Source organism: Selenomonas sp. GACV-9, from assembly GCA_900116485.1.
Taxonomy (GTDB): domain Bacteria; phylum Bacillota; class Negativicutes; order Selenomonadales; family Selenomonadaceae; genus Selenomonas_A; species Selenomonas_A ruminantium_G.
This window is the reverse complement of sequence record FPAX01000003.1, coordinates 20,159-39,899: the sequence shown is the minus strand read 5'-3', so window position 1 is coordinate 39,899 and position 19,741 is coordinate 20,159. Positions and strand designations below refer to the sequence as shown.

Annotated in this window: 8 protein-coding genes; all 8 read left to right on the top strand. The window is 44.6% G+C overall.

Features of this window, described 5'->3' with window-relative positions:
- The 8 genes from BM322_RS04560 (at position 1) to BM322_RS04525 (ending at position 19,740) form a co-directional block, all read left to right on the top strand.
- A complete protein-coding gene (locus tag BM322_RS04560) occupies positions 1-528 on the top strand; it encodes a peptide-methionine (S)-S-oxide reductase (RefSeq protein ID WP_075428734.1) in 528 nt (175 codons plus the stop codon).
- Between the two features lie 224 nt (positions 529-752).
- Positions 753-962 carry a helix-turn-helix transcriptional regulator gene (locus tag BM322_RS04555; protein WP_075428733.1) on the top strand — a complete coding sequence of 70 codons (210 nt, stop codon included), beginning with the start codon at positions 753-755 and terminating at the stop codon, positions 960-962.
- A gap of 36 nt (positions 963-998) precedes the next feature.
- Complete coding sequence (locus BM322_RS04550) at positions 999-3,857, top strand: DEAD/DEAH box helicase (protein WP_075428732.1); 2,859 nt, start codon at positions 999-1,001, stop codon at positions 3,855-3,857.
- 2 nt (positions 3,858-3,859) lie between these two features.
- Entirely contained in the window at positions 3,860-8,665 is a 4,806-nt protein-coding gene (locus BM322_RS04545) for an N-6 DNA methylase (RefSeq protein ID WP_075428731.1), read from the top strand.
- Between the two features lie 31 nt (positions 8,666-8,696).
- The gene (locus BM322_RS04540; protein WP_075428730.1) at positions 8,697-10,079 is read left to right on the top strand and encodes a hypothetical protein; all 1,383 of its coding nucleotides are present in this window, start codon (positions 8,697-8,699) and stop codon (positions 10,077-10,079) included.
- Positions 10,080-10,107: 28 nt separating this feature from the next.
- Positions 10,108-11,088, top strand: a complete 981-nt coding sequence (locus BM322_RS04535; RefSeq protein WP_075428729.1) for an Abi family protein — start codon at positions 10,108-10,110, stop codon at positions 11,086-11,088.
- 148 nt (positions 11,089-11,236) lie between these two features.
- On the top strand, positions 11,237-17,653 hold the full coding sequence (locus tag BM322_RS04530; protein WP_075428728.1) for a DEAD/DEAH box helicase: 6,417 nt from the start codon (positions 11,237-11,239) through the stop codon (positions 17,651-17,653).
- Complete coding sequence (locus BM322_RS04525; RefSeq protein ID WP_075428727.1) at positions 17,650-19,740, top strand: UvrD-helicase domain-containing protein; 2,091 nt, start codon at positions 17,650-17,652, stop codon at positions 19,738-19,740. The genes BM322_RS04530 and BM322_RS04525 overlap by 4 nt, the downstream gene beginning before the upstream one ends.
- The last annotated feature ends 1 nt before the right edge of the window (position 19,741 follow it).

Sequence of the window (19,741 nt, the reverse complement as noted above, 5' to 3'; positions counted from 1 at the left end):
ATGTATACGAAAAAAATTTACTTTTCGGGGGGCGATTTCCACGAATTGCAGGCCGTATTCACTGGCTTGCCCGGCGTCCTATCCACGCGGACAGGCTACCTAACGGGAGAGGGTAACGACGATGAGGTGCATGGCATCGAAGTCGAGTACAATCCGAAAAAAGTGGATCTCTCCATGCTGATGGATATCCTGTTCGCCGTCGTGACACCATACCGTCCCGACGGCCAAGGCAAGGCGGTGGGCAAGGCTTTCCGGGCTGGTGTCTGGTATACCGATGCCGAAGACGAGCCACATCTGCAGTTTTACATGCACTTTCTGGCCAATCGCGGCAAAGCTCCGGCGGCAACAGCAGCTGGACTCACCATCAACGACCCCAACAGCAAAGCCGTACGCAAATGCTACGCCAAGGCTGCGCCGCTGAAAGATTTCCGCGCAGCCGCCGAAGAGCATCAGCAGTACTTTGCCAAACACCCCGACGCCGAATCGTTCATCGACTGGAAGGCATTCCGGGAACAGGTGCGGTACTAGCTGACAAAAAAGAGAAATTAAAAATAGAGCCGACATCGAAGTGGTCAAGTTGACGATTTCAATGTCGGCTTTTTTGATGCTGGTAGAAATACGGCACATACTTGTTTGAAAGGTCATTGGCAGTGGTTACATAAGGTTGGGCCATACATTCTTATTTATGTGCGCAAAGTCGTATATTTTTGTTATAATTAATAATATAATGCGCATGTAGTAAGGAGGATGTTATGGCAGTTTCTTATAACAGATTGTTCAAGCTCCTAATCGATAAAAATTTGAAGAAGACAAAGTTTGCGGCAATGGCTGGAATCAGTGGAAGTACCTTGGCTAAGTTATCTCGTAACGAATATATCTCACTGGCTATTTTGGTGAAAATCTGTCAGGTGTTGGATTGTACTTTTGATGATGTGATTGAGATTGTGCCAGAAGATGAGTGAAGGCTAGTCGTATAGGTAGAGGTTCGGGAGGTTGACATGACGAAGTTTGCACCGGGGATGCGCGTCATCATTCGTGACGAAGAATGGATGATTAAGAAGATAGAAAAGAATACCATGGGAGCTCGTGCACTTCATTGCATCGGCATCTCTCCGTTGGTAAGGGATCGCAATGCGATTTTCTTGGATGATATTGATACAGTTATTCCAGTAGATCCGACAAAGGTAAAGCTGATTGTGGATGAATCGCCACAGTATCGTAATACGCTCCTTTATCTTGAAAGTCAGTGGCGTAAACGTATCCCTACCGATAATGCTATCCATGTAGGTAATCGTGCTGCGATGGATACGATGAATTATCAGCTGGAACCGGCGCAGATTGCATTGAATCAGTCACGGCAACGTATTTTGATTGCAGATGCAGTTGGTCTTGGTAAGACTCTTGAGGCGGGAATTCTCATGAGCGAACTTATCTTACGTGGTAAGGGGAAAAGAATCCTGGTCGTAACCGGCAAGGCTATGATGGTGCAGTTCCAGAAAGAAATGTGGAATCGCTTCACCATTCCTTTGGTGCGCCTTGATTCCAATAAGATTCGTCAGATTCGTGCAAAATTGCCATCTACCTATAATCCGTTCTTCTATTACGATAAAACCATCATCTCTATCGATACGTTGAAAAATGATGTGGCTTACCGTACCCATCTGGAACGTGCTTATTGGGATATCATTGTCATTGATGAGGCACAGAGCGTAGCATCCCGTAGTGACCGTACCTCTCAGCGTGCAAGATTGGCAGAACTGCTGGCTGGCCGTTCGGATACCATGATCATGCTGTCGGCTACGCCGCATGATGGCAAGGCGAAAAGCTTTGCTTCGTTGATGAATATGCTGGATCCGACCGCTATTGCAAATCCGGAAGAATATACGGCAGATGAAATCAAAGGACTTTTTGTTCGCCGCTTCAAGAAGGATGTCAAAGACCAGATGAGCGGTGTAGTCTTGGACCGTAAGATTTCTGAGGAAAAATGCCGGGCATCTTTCGCGGAAGAAGATGCCTATCAAGTATTCACAGAAATGCAGCTGGATATGGATATCGAGAAAAAGCAGGGAAAAGGCCAGCTCTTCAAGACAAGCCTGGAAAAAGCATTATTTTCCAGCCCCGCTGCCTGCATGAGGACCATCGAGTCTCGGTTAAAGAAGCTGCGGAAGAAATATGAGGATGACCAGATCAAAGATATCCGTCTGCTGGAAGAGCTTCACTCTGCACTGGAACAGATTACTCCCAGTAGCTTTTCACGCTATCAGAAATTGTTAGATATTCTGCAGGATAAAGAGTATGCCTGGAACCGCAAAACTGACGATGACCGTATCGTTATTTTTACGGAACGTGTCGATACGATGGAATATCTGTATGAACAGTTGGCGAAAGATCTGCGCTTGAAGAAGGGCGAGATTGAGAAAATCTCCGGTGCCATGAGCGATGAGGACCAGCAACGGATTGTTGAGGATTTCGGTCGTGCTAGTGCGAAGGTTCGTGTACTGGTGGCTTCAGATGTCGCATCAGAAGGTTTGAACCTCCATTATCTAAGCCATCGCATGATTCATTTCGATTTGCCCTGGTCTCTGATGGTATTCCAGCAGCGCAATGGTCGTATTGACCGTTATGGACAGACGAAGCAGCCAGATATTCGTTATCTGGTCAATGAAACGGAGAATGAGAAAATCCGTGGTGACATCCGTCTGTTGCAGATTCTTGTGGAGAAAGAAGAACAGGCTCTGAAGAACATTGGCGATCCGGCAACGCTTCTGGGACAGTATGCTGTGGAGGAAGAAGAGTCTGTGGTATCCCAGGCAATGGAGCAGGGGCAGAGTGCTGAGGAGTTCAGCAAGATGATGGATGATAACGTGGCAGAGTTCGATCCATTGGAATTCCTGCTGTCTGATGCATCAGAAGTGGAGGATTCTGCACCAAAAATCAGCAAGGATGAAACTTTGTACAGTGATACGGAGTATCTCTTCCAGGCCATGAAGTATTTCAATCAGTCGGAGGAGCATCCCGTCTCGAAACTTGAGACTGTGCATGGAGTCGATATCAACCTGACTGCAGACATCAAGCATCGCATGAAGAGTCTGCTGCCTGCAGAAGTATCGGATATGCTCAAGGATAAAAATTCCTTGCGTCTGGTCAGCGATAAAACGTACTGCATGGATGAAGTCCGTAAATGTCAGCAGGACAAGAATGGCGATGCCTGGCCGGAAGTCCAGTATCTGTGGCCGCTTCACCCTATATTCGATTGGGTGAATGATAAGGCAAGCCTGATTTATAATCGGGATGAAGCACCGCTGGCTGTCATGCCGAATCTGCCGGATGATACCTGCATTTTCCTGATGAATGGCAGTATTCCTAATCGAAAATCCACACCATTGGTCGATGAGTGGTTTGGTTTGCGCTATGAAAAGGGAAAATTCGTTGAGGCAATGTCCTTGGAGAGCGTGTTGTCTGCAGCACATGTTCAGGCTGAGAATGCTATACCCAATCAGGTAGACCGTGAGAATCATCATGCAGGAGAAAAGACCGCAAATCAGGGACTGCTGCAGGATGCAGTTGCACAGGCAAAAGATTATCTGGCAGGATTCTATCAGGCGTATCAGGAGCGAACAAAAGATCAGATTGATGAAGAGCTCACGAAACTGGCAGAACTGGAAGACAAACATAAAGCTTATCAGCTCACGTTGTTCCAAAATAAGGGTGAGCGTAAGCGTGAAGAGAAAATGCGTGAAGTGGATGCGTTATTCAAGGACTTCACGAAGTGGGTCAATGATTCTATGACTATCGAAAATCAGCCTTATATCCGTGTTATTGCTGTTTTGACTGGTCAGCAGAAAGGAGCTAACTGACAATGGTGGGGAAAGATATCGATTTGACTGGCATTGATAATGTCAATGAATACTATACAAACCATTATCTGAGCACGATTTTTGCCGACAACATCAAAACGCAGATTACGGATTGGAAAACGTCCGCAAAAGAGACGGAATCGAAAACGCCATGGTCGGAGCTGCGGGCTGCCAGCCGACATTACTATATGGCTCATGAACGATTCCAGAAAGAACGCTTTGATACAGAGACGCTGGAACAAATTGCCGGTCTGGCAGGCGAATATCTGACGGCTCTTGGTTATCCTGCTATGAAGACGGAAATGGTAATGCTGGGAGAGGGGCAGGAAGAACTGCCAGTTCCAGTAGCTTTGGAAATCAAGCAGAGTACTGGCGCGCCCTTGTTGTGGGTACTGTTATCCGCTTCTCAGGATTTTTCTGCTGGAGTCATGGAAAGCCGTGTATTCTCTCCTGACATGGGGGAACTAAGCCTGACAAGTATTGGTAACGAAGAATTGGCCAATAAAATTCTGTTTGACCAGACGGAGCCGCCACGTTGGCTGCTGTTCATCGGGATGAATCAGATTGTCCTGGCGGATCGTAATAAATGGAATGAGAAGCGCTGCCTGTCCTTTGATTTGGAAACCTTGTTCAGCCGCAATGATGAGAGTACCTGGCAGGTCGTGGCAGTACTGCTGCATCATGACAGCCTTTGCCCGGAGGATGGTAAATCTCTGCTGGATGAGTTGAATGAAGCATCGGAAAAGAATGTGTCGGGAGTTTCCGAAGACCTCAAATATGCGCTGCGGGAAAGCATCGAGCTGCTGGGCAATGAGGTCCTTTATGACTTGAAGAACAACAAGGGCAGGGATATGGTAGCGGAGCCTGTGGATGCGGGGGATTTGACGCTTCAGTGTCTGCGCTACATGTATCGGATGCTCTTCGTCCTATTCATGGAGTCAAGGGAAGATATCGGCTATGCACCAATGAAGGCAGCTTCCTATGTGACTGGCTATTCCATAGAGAGCCTGCGTGAGATTGCCGAGCAGATGTCTATCCAGCCTGATGAAAAGGTACTGGAAGGGACGTTTATTGGCGATACGCTGAAGAAACTCTTCGAGCTTATCTATACCGGTTACCCTACAACAGAGGAAAAGCAGGCGGAATACCGCAAAATCGAAAGCCATACGGATGACTTTATCCTGCCACCGCTCAAAGCACATATTTTCGATCCGGAGCGTACGCAGTTGGTTCATTCTGCCAAACTTCGGAACCGTGTGATGCTGCGTATCATCAATCTCATGAGCCTGACCCGTGATACGGGCAAAAAGAATGCCCGCCGGGGGCGTATTTCCTATGCAAATCTTGGCATCAACCAGATGGGTGCCGTTTATGAGGCATTGCTTTCATACCGTGGTTTTATTGCACAGGAAAAGCTCTATGAAGTTAAGCGTGCCAAGGATGAGTTCAATGAACTGGATGTTGGTTATTTCGTACCAGAGGAAGAACTGGACAATTATACGGAAGAAGAGCGTGTCCGTGTAGAACCGAAGAATCCAAAGAGTAGCCTGCGTACCTATGAGCAGGGCAGCTTCATCTATCGTCTGGCAGGCCGTGAGCGCGAGACTTCCGCTTCCTACTATACACCGGAAGTATTGACGAAATGTCTGGTCAAATACGCGTTGAAGGAACTGCTGAAAGACAAGACCGCTGATGATATTCTGCAGCTGACCGTCTGTGAGCCGGCTATGGGCTCAGCCGCATTCCTCAACGAAGCCATCAATCAGCTGGCAGAAGCCTACCTGAAGAAGCGTCAGGAAGAACTGGGCGAGTCTTTGTCCTATGACCGCCGTCCTCAGGAACTGCAGAAAATCAAGATGTTCATTGCGGACCGCAATGTCTATGGCGTTGACCTAAATCCAACGGCTGTAGAGCTGGCAGAGGTGTCTCTCTGGCTCAACACCATCCATGAAGGTGGCTTCGTGCCCTGGTTCGGCACGCAGCTGGTCAATGGCAACTCCTTGATTGGTGCCCGCCGTGAATGCTATACGGTCAGTGAGCTCCAGTCTACAGGCAAAGGTATGCGCTGGTACGAAAATGCGCCGGAGCGCATCAAGACAGATAAATATCGTATGCCGAAGAAGCAGGTATATCATTTTCTGACTGGTGATCCGGGGATGGCAGACTACGGTGATAAAGTCATCAAAAGTTTGGAACCGGAGAACATCAAGAAAATCAAAACCTGGCAGAAAGATTTCACGAAGCCGTATGATGATGAACAGGTTTCGGTTATGCTGAAACTTTCCAAGTCCATCGATACCTTATGGCATGAACAGGTGGAACTGCGTAAGGCAATTGAACGGGAGACACGTGATAAACTCTCCATCTATGGTTATCAGGATGATGTATACGATAGCCATACGACCATTCGTTGCAAGGATGAAATCTATCGCAAATACTATAAGTCTGAGCATATGAAGAATGCTGGACCGTATGCTCGTTTGCGGTTTGCTATGGATTACTGGTGCGCACTGTGGTTCTGGCCAATCAATCAGGCGGATTTACTGCCAACCCGTGACCAGTTTCTGGCTGAATTAGGCTTTATTCTTGATGGAACGGTTTCTACCAGTGGTGGTGAAGACCTGATGAGTCCGGAGCAGAGTCTGTTTGATCATGATCAGCAGTTGGGACTCTTTGCCAGTGCCCGCGAGGAAGAACAAGATGCTATGGCGGAAAAACTGCGTAAAATCAGTCCGTCGGGAACTGTAGTGGATATCGATCAGTTGTGTATGGTGTTCCCACGTATGGCACTGGTGCGAAAGATTGCTCGTCAGAATAAATTCCTGCATTGGGAGTTGGAGTTTGCCGATGTATTCAAAGATCAAGGAGGTATGAGCCTCGAAATCGGGAACCCGCCTTGGGTCAAGTTAGAGTGGAATGAGCAGAGCATCCTTGGGGATAAAAATCCAATGTTTGCTGTGAAAAAATTGACGGCAATGCAGACCACACAGGAACGTGAAAAGGCATTGGAAGATGCAGCGACGTATGCCCATTACTTTGAAGACTATGAACGAATGGCTGGTCAACAAAGTTTCTTAAACGCTACGACAAATTATCCATCACTTAAAGGACAGAAGGCAAATCTTTACAAATGTTTCTTACCCCTTTCATTCTATACAATTTCTAATCGAAAGAATCAGGAAGGCATCGCAGCTTTCGTGCATCCAGAAGGCGTCTTCGACGACCCGAACGGTGGTGCACTTCGGGAAAATTTATACGGGCGTTTGCGGACGCGTTTCGCGTTCGTAAATGAACGTAAAATTTTCCACGAAGTGCACCACCATACCACGTTCTCTTTGAACGTTTATGGTGGTCCACACGCTATCGCGTTTACAGTTATCAATAATCTGTATTGGCCAACTACTATTGCGGAATGTTTTGATGGTGACGAATGGAAAGCTATTCCAGGATTCAAAGATGAAAAAGGTGGATGGAATATTACTGGTCATCCTCATCGTATGATTCATATTACCCAGAAGGAACTGCAACTTTTTGCTAACCTGTTTGATGGTGGATGTAAATGGCAGCAGGCACGCCTTCCTGTTATCCATGCAAAAGAACTTCTTGAGGTGTTGAGGTGCCTAAATCAACAAAAGGATAAAGTCGCAGGTTTAGAAGATGCTGTGTATACCACACAATTCTGGAATGAGACAAATTCACAACAAGATGGTACTATGGTTACGAATGTATCTTTTCCTGACTCATATCAAGAGATGATTTTATCTGGTGCGCATATCAATATAGCAAATCCGTGTTTCCAAACTACACGACGAATTTATAAAGTCAATAGCGACTATGATCGAGTAGATCTGACGGATATGTCCGAAGGCTATCTTATTCGTAGTAAATATAAGCCATCTTGTTCGATGGATGAATATCAACGGCGGATTCCTATAACACCATGGAAAAAGAAATTTTATTCACTTTATCGTATTGTGAATCGTGAAATGGTTGGTTCTACATCGGAACGTACTTTAGCAGCATGTATTATTCCGCCAGGAACAGCTTATGTAAATACCGTTTTTGGTATAGCTTATCAAGATGAAGCTTTTGTGCCATTGATGGCAGGTTTGGAATGCAGTTTACCATTTGATTTTCTGGTAAAAACCATTGGAAAGGGTCATGTAAATTATAATACGAATATGCTTTTTCCGATTGTTCATTCGAAGTTTGATAATGCCATCAAATTACGCGCTTTATTACTGAACTGTTTAACTGTTTACTATGCTGATCTTTGGCAGCGGCAATTTGACAAGTCATATGGCACTGATTCATGGGCAAAAAAAAATTCCCGGCTTGATCAGTCAAAATTTGCAAATCTGACCAGTCAATGGGATTGGCATACGCCGTTGCGTACAGACTATGAGCGCCGTGAGGCATTGGTGGAGCTTGATGTTCTGACGGCGATGGCTCTAGGCATGACGCTGACGCAGCTTAAGACCATCTACCGTATCCAGTTCCCTGTTTTACAGAGCTATGAAGCCGATACCTGGTACGATGCCAATGGTCGTATTGTCTTCACCGTCAACAAAGGCATGACTGGAAAAGATGACCAGGGACGCAAATACATCGGTGTAGACAAGAATGAATGGGAAACAATCAAAGATTATTCGGCTGGAAAGACCTATGCTCATTCCTTCACCGACGATACTCAGCCAGGCGGTCCTCGCGAGCGCACGGTAGAATACGTCGCGCCATTCATCTGTTGTGATCGTGAAAAAGATTATGATACGGTATGGGGATTTTTTGAAAAAAAGTATAAGGATTAATTCCATAGTAAAAATACATCGGAGGATTTTCATGAGCGTACTTTTTTCAACTTATTTCTCTATAGATAAAAGAGTTATACGTCAAAAAGGTGTTTTTGATTGTTTGTTAGATAAGGATAGTCCATTTTTTATAAATATTAAGAGACTTCAAGTGACGACTATTCCTGAATTTGCTGATTCGTATGCTAATATTAATAAATATTTTAGTGAAATAGAAATGCTATTAGAATCTGCAGAATCGACAAATCTAAAAGACAAATTTTATAAATCCGCTTTTAAGAAATTTTCTTTTTCAGAAGTAAATGGAATAAATCTTGGATTTTCTAAAAGTGGTCATGGAGCGGGCTTTGGTGATACCCTTAGAGAACAGATAATCAAAGATGCATATCATATTATCAAAAAAGCATCTATTCATCCTGAGCTGTTTCACTTGATTAGTTTGTTTGAAGAAAATGTTGGACCAGATAGAATCAGTGATATGATTGCTAGATTGGTATATGACGATATTAATGCATATTCTAGAAGAATATATGAAGAATTGAAAATTAATGAAACGGCTTATCCTAATATTAGTTTTGAAGAAGGAATACCATTAAATCCTTTTAAAAAAACAAAGATTTTATTATTGCCAATTGACATTCTTCAAGAAATGCCAATTGCTCGTAACTGGGATGATATTGAACGCGTTTGTCGAGAAAATGAAGTTATTCGAAATGAAATAAATGAAATAGTTTTGGATAATTGGAACAAAAATTCTATTAAAGAGAAGAAGAAATGGATTCGAGAAAACGTTTTGAATGATCCCAAAAAACTTATGAGAATTCTTTCAGGATATAATGCTGAAAATGTAAGTCGATTAAATGTCATGGATAATGAACAGTATGTAATAGATACGATACTTGATGAAATTAGATTTTCTGAGGAAAATGCTAATAACTCATTTGAGGCATCAAAGAAGATATTAGATGCTTTTAAACATTGGGTTGAATTTCAAAAAGGAAGTGATTTAATAATAAATCCTTTCAATTGGGACTCGGAAAAGTTTGTACAAAAAACAATTCAAGCAGTTGGTTATTTGTATTGTCAAGAGCATAATTGGGATATGAATCCGGAAGAAAATATGGGGAGAGGACCAGTCGATTTCAAAATTAGTCGTGGGAATGATAAGACTGTTATAGAAGTAAAGCTCACTTCAAACGCTCAGTGTGTTCATGGGTTGGAAATACAGATTGAAGAATATGCAAAGGCGGAAAAAACAGAAAATAAAATTTTTGTATTAGTTGATAATGGAAAATGCAGCAAAAGGATAGAAGCAGTCAATGATAAATTCCAAGAAATGACCTTGAAAGGCTTAAATCCAGCAACTGTTATAATTATAGATGCAAAAGCAAAAGCATCTGCTAGTAAGTATTAAATGTGGGGCGTAGAAGTGGTGCATATTTATGTGTAATCGAATATTAAAACCAAAACGAAAATCCGAAGAACTGATTGCAATGATGCGGAATGAAAAGGGAATTCGCTTCGACCTCATGAATGAAGAGGATGCTATCCTTTACCTCAAGAAGCGTAATAACTATATGCGGACGGCAGCTTATCGCAAGAACTATCCGAAGCATATTTTCGGTAATAACAAAGGAAAATATATCCAGCTGGATTTTCAGAATCTGACAACATTATCTGCATTGGATAAAGAGTTTCGAGAAAAGCTGCTGCAGATGAGCATTGATGTGGAGCATGCCATTCAGGTACATTTGCTGCAGGAACTTGAGGACAATGATGAAGAAGATGGTTATCAGATTGTTGAGGATTTTCTGAGGGATAATCCGTATATTCGCGAGAATTTAGTTCGAACCAGTGGGGGCGTCTATACCAAAGGCCTGTTTGAAAAATACTTTACTGTAGAGATTGTAACAACAGATGAAGGTTATCCTAAGAAAAAGATAACGGAGATTGATTGTCCGGTATGGGTATTGCTGGAGCTCTTGACTTTTGGCGATTTGCTGAAGTTTTTCGAATACTATAGGAATAAGTACCCGCATCCGAATACTATTCCAAAAGGTATTCTTAACATGGTAAAGAGTATGCGCAATGCTTGTGCACATAACAATTGCTTATTCGTAAACTTTGCTCCTAGTGATGGGACAAGACCGCCGAAATATATCTCAGATTATGCATCCCATGTATTGGGCATGAGCAAAGATGATCGTTCGAAAAAGCTCTCGAATCGTCCTTTATTGGAGATGACGGGCTTGTTTTATGTATATGATCAGCTGGTTTCCTCGGAAGCCAAGGAGCGAATGAAGAACACGTGGGATCAGCTTTCCCATAAAATGATTGAGCCATCATTGGGGCAGTTTGAAAATAACTTATTAGTAGTTTCCTCACTGCGGTTTATCTTAAATCTGATTCAGCATATTCATTGACATTTCTATCCATGTCGGTTATAATGGTGTCAACATCAAAAAGGTTTACCTTTTGTAAGGGCATCGTTGCTGACGATGCCCTAGTTTTATGTGAGGGCATCTGTCTTGGACAGGTGTCCTTTTTCGTTTATATATTGGAGGGATTCCTTTGCTTCCATCTATTTTGGCGAAGCAGCTCCAGCAAGGAGTGCGGGATTATATTGAGACAACATTTCCGATGACGAACGCGCCCTTTGCGGGATCATTGTCATCTATGTTTGATGAGCATGATGCGGTCTATCATGAGCCGTATGTATCCGTGAAGTTGCCTTTCCGTAAGGCAGAGACGATGCCAGACTTTTTTGAAGGAGTAGAATTATCCTTTCTTCCGTATGTGCATCAGCAGAAGTCCTATGAGCGGTTGACTGGTGATGCAGGCCGTTCGACCTTGGTAGCAACAGGCACCGGTTCAGGTAAGACAGAGTGCTTCCTGAATCCAATCCTGGAATACTGCTATCAGCATCAGGGGGAGCCAGGCATCAAGGCGCTCATTATTTATCCAATGAATGCTCTGGCAACAGATCAGGCCGGGCGTATTGCCAAGGCTATCTATGTCAGTCCGAAACTTCGTGCGGCAGGCATCACGGCAGGTATGTATGTTGGTGGTGGTCGTGGCAAAGGCTCAACTATGATGTCTGAACCCAATAAGGAAGAAAATATTCTGGGGGTTATCACTGACCATGAGACGATGATCAATCAGGCTCCGGATATCCTGCTGACTAACTATAAAATGCTGGACTATTTGCTGGTGCGTCCAAAGGATGCAGGTCTTTGGCATGATAATAATCCGGAAACGCTGAAATATATCGTTGTGGATGAGTTTCACACTTTCGATGGTGCGCAGGGAACGGATTTGGCCTGTCTATTGCGTCGTTTGAAAGCTCGCCTCTATACGCCTATGGGATATCTTTGCTGCGTAGGAACATCGGCTACGATGGGCGATAAAGGGAGCGACAAGGAGATTCGTCAGTATGCATCAGAAGTTTTTGGTGAAGTATTTGACGATGAGTCTGTGGTCACGGAGAATCGTCTGAGTCCTGAGGAGTTCTTTGCAGGGATTGAACGTGAATCGGTCCAGCTGCCATCCGCAGAGGATGTGCAGGAGCTTGTGGAATTGTCTGATATGGAGGATGAAGCAGCATATCTGCGTGCGGCAGCCAGAGCATGGTTCCCGGAGGCCGGACTTACTTTTGGAGAGAATGTTGTTTCTGAGCGCCTGGCATTGGGGGAAGCGCTGAAGTCGCATGGCTTTTTCCAGGATGCCATTACGCTGATGAAGGGAAACTACTGGCAGTGCAGTGGCCTTTACGAAGAATTGCGGAGCCGTTTTCCGGCTATGGATAGCTGGACGGATAAAGATGCTGGTTTGAATTCTCTTTTCGCATTGGTATCTTATGCACGGACAGGCAGCGCTGATCATCCCATTCCGTTTCTTTTCGTTCAAGTTCAGCTCTGGATGCGTGAACTTCGCCGTTTGATGGGACGTGTCTCTGGACATAATATCGACTACATGTTGGCTCCAGATCTCAATGCACAGCAGACGAAAGCCTATTTACCGGTAGTGAACTGTCGTGATTGTGGCGCGACGGGCTGGGCTGCGGTAGAGGATGAACAGCATCATGCGGTCATCAAGAATCTGGAGGGATTCTATAATCTCTATTTCAATGCCAGTGACAAGATTGTTTTGATGTATCCGGGAAGCCATGATCATGCATCCCAAGACTTGCGTCCAGCTAAGCTCTGTCCAAACTGCCACTATCTTTCCTTCATAGATGATAAAGCAACGCATTGCCCAGAGGATAACGGCGAATACATTGATGTCTTAGTGCCGAGAATCAAGACGTCTGGGTCGCAGAAGCATAAGCAGATTGAATGTCCTTTCTGTGGTAGCCGTCGCGGGGTTTCTCTGATGGGCTTGCGGAGTACAACGGAAATCAGTGCCAGCATCTCTCAGATGATGGCATCGCCATTCAATGATGATAAGAAGACGCTGGCTTTTTCCGACAGTGTGCAGGATGCCGCTCATCGTGCCGGTTTCTTCAATTCGCGAACCTGGCGATTTGGACTTCGTGGAGCTATTCAGCATTTTATTGGAACAGAACATTTCCATCACCAGAATCTGGTGGATTTTGTGCGGGATTTCCTGGATTACTATGAGAATACGATGCCACGGGAAACGTTTGTCAGCTACTTCATTCCACCAAATATGACCTGGATGCGTGGCTATCAGGAGCTGCGAGAGAATAGACAGTTGGGCGAGGATCAGACGGCTGAGGACTTGCTGCATGATATCCGTCGACGTCTTGGCTATGAAATCATGCTGGAATATGGCGTTACAAGCCGTATCGGCAGGACTTTGGAGAAGTCTGGTTGTTCCTGTCTGACGTTTGACAGGGAAGAAATCGATGCTTTGGCAGAGGCAGTGCAGGAGCATGTAATCAATGAATTAGGAGTCATGACTTCGTCGTCAATTATTGATTTCCAGCGTATGGTCTATGGCTGGCTTACTGTTCTGCGTCAGAATGGCGCTTTTGATGACAGGGTATTTTATCGTTACTGTGCGGAAAATGGTCATCCTTACCTTCTGTCGAATGATCATGTACGCTGGATGCCAGGTCTGCAGTCTGGACGTAATACGCCACGCTTCCTGTGTGATTGGCATGGTCAGGGGAAGAGTCCTTATTATTTCGATACGACTAGAAATTGGAAATACACATCCTTGATTGAAAGCTGTATGGACGCAGATGACTTGATGCGTGAAGATCTAGCTGATCAAATCAGCAGCATTATTTTGGCGGAAGCTGTCAAAATAGGCATCTTACAGGAAATGCCTTCTCAGGACAGCCATGCGAAAATCTATGGACTCAACAAAGAGCATGTTTATCTTTCGGATGATGTTCTGTCCTTTACTTGTGATGACTGCAGAAATGAAGCAGCATTCTCACGCGATTTTGCAGATGTCATGGAAGGGGCTTCCTGCGCAAGACGGAATTGTGGTGGCTATCTGCAAATCGACGAAGATGCAAATCTGGGCTATTATGGGCGATTGTATCGGTCAGGGAATTTGGTACGTATCCATGCCTACGAGCATACAGGTTTATTGGAGCGTGAGGATCGAGAGCGTGTCGAGAATGATTTCAAGCGCAGTGAGAAAGAGCAGCGACAGGATTGGGATCCAAATGTACTGTCCTGCACGCCAACCTTGGAAATGGGGATCGATATCGGTGATTTGTCTTCGGTCATTCTGTGTAGTATGCCGCCAGCACAGGCTCAGTTCCTTCAGCGCGTAGGCCGAGCTGGCCGTACGGATGGCAATTCTCTGGTTCTGGTGGTGGCGAATACCAGTGCCCATGACTTGTATTTCTATACAGAGCCCCTGGATATGATGCAGGGAACGGTGGCTACACCACATATTTTCTTAAGGGCATCTGCGGTGCTCCAGCGTCAGTTTATGGCTTTCTGCATGGATAACTGGATCAAGAATGGAACAGAAGAAGCTGCGATACCCAAGCATCTTGGGCAAGCGGTAACGAATGTCAAGAATGGTACAGCAGATACCTTCCCGCATAATTACCTGAATTATGTCCAGAAGAAAAAGGCGCAGTTGTTCCAGATGTTTACCCGTTTATTTGAGAATGAACTGGATGACCAAGCCAGGGAAGAATTGGAGATTTTTGCCAAAGGAAAAGGCTTGTCAGAGCCGCCTTTACAGAATCGTGTGTTGGAAAGTTTCCGTGAAATGGCGGAGGAGATTGACAGCATCAATAAGAATATCAAGACTTTGAATATCCTGCAAAAGGAATATGAAGCAAAGCCGAAGGACGCTTCCTATGAGGAAGAAATCAAGACTCTAAAATATGAAAAGATGGCGTTGCTGAATGTCAAAAAGAATCTGAAGCGTAAGGATATCTTTAACTTCCTTTCGGACGAGGGATTGCTGCCGAATTATGCTTTCCCGGAAGAAGGAATTACGCTGAAGGCCGTCCTGTTCCGCAAGGTCGATGATGATGTTAAGGATGCGTCATCAAAGAAAAAGAGCAAATATCAGAATACGGTCTATGAGTATAATCGGGCTGCTTCGTCAGCAATCAGCGAGTTTGCGCCCGATAATAGCTTTTTTGCGGGAGGCCATCATTTCACCATCGACCAAGTGGATATGAATTCGTCGAAGCCTGAGCTTTGGCGTCTTTGCCCGAACTGTGCTCATGCAGAGCCGGAATCGACACTGAAGAATCGGGCAGCATGTCCGCATTGTGGCAGTCCTATGTGGGCCGATGATGGGCAAGTTCGTGAGATGCTGAAGGTTAAGATGGTCTATTCTAATATGGATATGAACAAAAGTCTCATTGACGATGGAAGTGATTCACGTGAGGTGAAATTCTATACGAAACAGCTTCTGGTCGATGTAGACGAAGATCAGGATATCGTCAGTGCCTATTCGATGAATAATGATGAATTTCCCTTTGGCTATGAGTTTGTCCGCAAAGCAGATTTGAGAGAGATAAACTTTGGTGAGGCAGATATTGCTAAGACAGAGGAGATGACCGTCAATGGTATCGAGGAAGCACGTAAAGGATTCCATGTCTGCAAATATTGCGGTCGTATCAAGAATGATGAAGGCAAAATCAATCATGCACCATACTGTAAAACGCGTAAGAATGAAGCGTTGGTAAAAGATGCAGAAGAAGAGTGTCTGTTCCTTTATCGTGAATTCTCAACGGAGGTTCTCCGTATCCTGATTCCGGAGACAACAGCTGTGGGAACACGGATGAAAACAGAATCCTTTACAGCAGCATTTATGCTGGGCATGAAGGAGTACTTTGGCAATGTAGATCACCTGCGGGCTACAGTCAGTGAAGTTCCTGTCAAGAATGCGGATTACCGTAAACAATATTTGGTCTTATATGATTCTGTCCCAGGTGGAACAGGTTATCTCAAGCAGCTTATGCAGCATAATGATGCTTTGGCTACTGTTTTTGAGAAGGCACTTCAGGTACTGGAGAATTGCAACTGTAAGGATGATCCCCATAAAGATGGATGCTATCACTGTCTCTATGCATATCGTCAAAGCCGTAATATCGGCGATATTTCCCGTCGGGTGGCTATCAAGCTGCTTCGTACTATTTTGAGTGGTAAGGATAATATCGAGAAAATTGATAAATTAGACAGTGTGCAGACAAATCATCTTTTCGACAGCGAGTTAGAGCAGCAATTCATCGTTGCTCTTGGTCAGATGGGGAATGAGCACCGCAAGGTGGAAATCCAACAGGCTCTCGTCCATGATAAGCAAGGTTACATCTTGAACATCACAGAAGAGAATATTGTGCATCATACGGTTGAGCGGTATTCTTGGGAAATTGAACCACAGGTGCTTTTTGATCAGGTGCAGGGTGTCAGTGTCAAATGTAAGCCTGATTTTGTTCTGTGGCCGAATTTCGATACCAGTGATGGGCAGCATTTACCAGTCGCTGTTTTTACGGACGGATTCCTCTATCACAAGGATAAGGTGGCCGATGATACCTTAAAACGTGAGGCAATTCATCGCAGCGGTAATTTCCGTGTCTGGTCGTTGAGCTATAAGGATGTACAGTCTGTTTTCCAAGTGCAGGACGATTTCGCGACCAATGCACTGGATGCCAATCAGATGCCCTCAGGTCCGCAAATGTATAGCCCAATGGTTAAAAAGAAAAATGCAATGTCTCTGCAACCTTCACGCAGCACAGCAATGGAAATGTTGATGCAGTACCTGAGTCTTTCCAATGCCGAGGACCAGTTCCGTGGGCAAGCAGACGCTTATGCAATGTCGCTTTCGGAGAAGAGCAAGGCAACGGCAAAATTGGAATTCAATCGATGGAATCAGAAAATCGGAGCTATTGCAGAAGAGAGTCATTTTATTGATATGAGCTTTGGTTTTGGTAAGACGATATTTGGCTGGTGGCAGCCACGTTCTTCACAGTCGGATTTAAGCTGTTTGATGGGCATGGATATTGTTCGCTACAAGGAAAATCCTGCTAAAGCTATAACGGTCGCAGCGGTCCTTGAGGATAGATCCGATTGGCGTGGTGATAAATATGAACAGGAATGGAATGGTTTCTGGCATTTCCATAACGTGATGCAGTTTATGGATAATTTCATTGGTGTTTCTGAACTTGGTATACAGGATAAAGTCTATCTGGCATTGCCGATTCCAGATTTGATTACGGATGACAATGAGATGACTGATGGTGTTCTTTCGCCTTGGAATGAAATTATTGAGAAATTGAAGGAATATGCAGATGAACAGGAGATGATGTTACTGTCGTCTATGTGTGAACAGGGAATTGAATTGCCTGATGTTGTTGCTGAAGACGTCCAGGATGGCGATACTGTCCTTGACGGTGTCGAATTAGCTTGGAGCAATCGAAAACTGGCCTTCATTATCAGTGATTGTGAGGAGAGCCGTGATAACTTCGAGAAGGCAGGATGGACTGTCTTTGATGAGACGGTAGACAATGTGAATGAGTATTTTGGAGGGGATAAGGCATGAGTGATGTGAAAGTAGTCATTGGTGATACATTTCTGGATTCGTTTGCCCGACTGCCATCGCAGGCACAGAAGCATACCTCAGATTTCTTGGTAAAGTTCCGCAGCAATCCGACGTCACCTGCAATAAATTATGAGAAGATTGCCAGCAAACTGGATAAGAAGGTTTGGTCTGTACGAATCGATGATACTTATCGTGGCATTGTTCTTCGTGAGGATAAGAGTGGTGTATTTTTACTTGTATGGGTAGATCATCATGACGAGGCCTATGCGTGGGCAGAACGGAAACGCTGCAATATCAATCCTTTCACAGGTGCGATTCAGCTTTATACGGTACAAGAAATTACAGAACAAGTGCAGGTAAAGGGAATCTTTGAGGATATTACCGATGATAACCTTCTGAAGTTGGGAGTCCCTGAAGAACAGCTGCCATTCATCCGAACTTTGACATCCAAAGATATGTTTATTCAAAGCAAAGGTATCATTACGCCAGATGTCTACGAGGGTTTATCTTGGATTCTAGAAGATATTCCAGTAGACGAAGTAATTGAACTTTTGGAAGCTGAACGAGAAAATGCAGCTCCTAAAGCAATGGACCTTCGTGCTGCTTTGGATAATGTTGAAAATCAGAGATTCTTCCGTGTGGTAGAAGGCGAAGATGATTTACAAGCGATGCTGGAGCGACCTCTTGAAAAATGGCGTGTGTTCCTGCATCCGGCACAGCGTAAAATTGTCAATAAGGACTATTCAGGATCAGCCCGTGTAACTGGTGGTGCCGGTACTGGTAAAACGGTGGTAGCAATGCATAGGGCTAGACGCTTAGCGGGGAAACTGACAGGACGTCAGCGGGTGCTCTTCACAACATTCACGGCTAATCTGGCAGCGGATATTCAGGACAACCTGCGAAAGATCTGCACCAATGACGAATTGCGTCATATTGAAGTCATCAACCTGGATTCCTGGGTAAGTGATTTCATGCGGAATGCTGGTTATGATGCCCGTATTGAGTATAATGATGCGTTCCTGAAGAATTGCTGGGAAAATGCAATCGGTGAAGCTATGGCTGAAGACACGGGCCTGACAGTTGATTTTTATGCAGAAGAATGGGCACGCGTGGTTATTCCACAGCATGCTATGAATCTTGCAAAGTATATTCGTTGCTCGCGTAATGGGCGTGGGGTACGCCTGAATCGCAATATGCGTAAGCAAGTCTGGGCCGTGTTTGAAAGCTATCAGCGCCAAATGAAGGCTGCAGGTAAGCGGGATGTTCAGTGGGCAATGGATGAGTGCCGTTTCCTCATTGATAAACAGCATGAAACCTTATATCCGTATATCGTTGTGGATGAAGGACAGGATTTCAGTCCTATTGCTATGGAGCTGATCCGCAGCATTGCCGGTGAAGAACACCCGAATGATATCTTTATTGTTGGTGATTCCCATCAGCGTATCTATCGCAATAAAACAGTCCTTTCCAAGTGCGGCATCCAGGTACGGGGACGCAGCAGCATACTGCGCATCAATTATCGTACGACGGAAGAGACAAGAGCGTATGCGTTTGCCTTGTTAGAAGGCATCTCTTTTGATGACCTGGATGGCGAAGCTCTCGATAAAGACGAGTGCCAATCATTGACACATGGAGAGAAACCGATGGTAAAATATTTCCGTTCGGCTAATAAGGAAATTGAATTTATCGAAGAACAGATTAATAGCCTGGAAGCAAGTGGCATACCGCTCAAAGATATCTGCATTACGGCTAGGACTCATAATATGCTGGATAACTATATCAAAGCATTTACTGAGTGTGGTTTCCGCTGTTATGAACTGAAAAAAGAAAAAATGGATGATCGCCATCAGGAGGGCATTCGTTTAGCAACGATGCATCGGGTAAAAGGATTGGAATTTCAGTATGTGTTTATCGCAGGAGTAAATAAAGGCATAGTTCCCTTGAGTAATGTAGTTGATATCGATGACTCTGTGGCAAAACAGGAAGCAGAAGTTTCAGAAAAATGTTTGCTGTATGTAGCCCTTACTAGAGCACAGAAGGGGGCATACATAACTAGTTATGGAAAAAAATCAGATTTATTGAGATGAT

Coding starts and splice junctions, on each gene's coding strand:
- BM322_RS04540 (WP_075428730.1), top strand. CDS start 8,697: ATGAGCGTACTTTTTTCAACTTATTTCTCTATAGATAAAAGAGTTATA.
- BM322_RS04525 (WP_075428727.1), top strand. CDS start 17,650: ATGAGTGATGTGAAAGTAGTCATTGGTGATACATTTCTGGATTCGTTT.
- BM322_RS04545 (WP_075428731.1), top strand. CDS start 3,860: ATGGTGGGGAAAGATATCGATTTGACTGGCATTGATAATGTCAATGAA.
- BM322_RS04555 (WP_075428733.1), top strand. CDS start 753: ATGGCAGTTTCTTATAACAGATTGTTCAAGCTCCTAATCGATAAAAAT.
- BM322_RS04560 (WP_075428734.1), top strand. CDS start 1: ATGTATACGAAAAAAATTTACTTTTCGGGGGGCGATTTCCACGAATTG.
- BM322_RS04550 (WP_075428732.1), top strand. CDS start 999: ATGACGAAGTTTGCACCGGGGATGCGCGTCATCATTCGTGACGAAGAA.
- BM322_RS04535 (WP_075428729.1), top strand. CDS start 10,108: ATGTGTAATCGAATATTAAAACCAAAACGAAAATCCGAAGAACTGATT.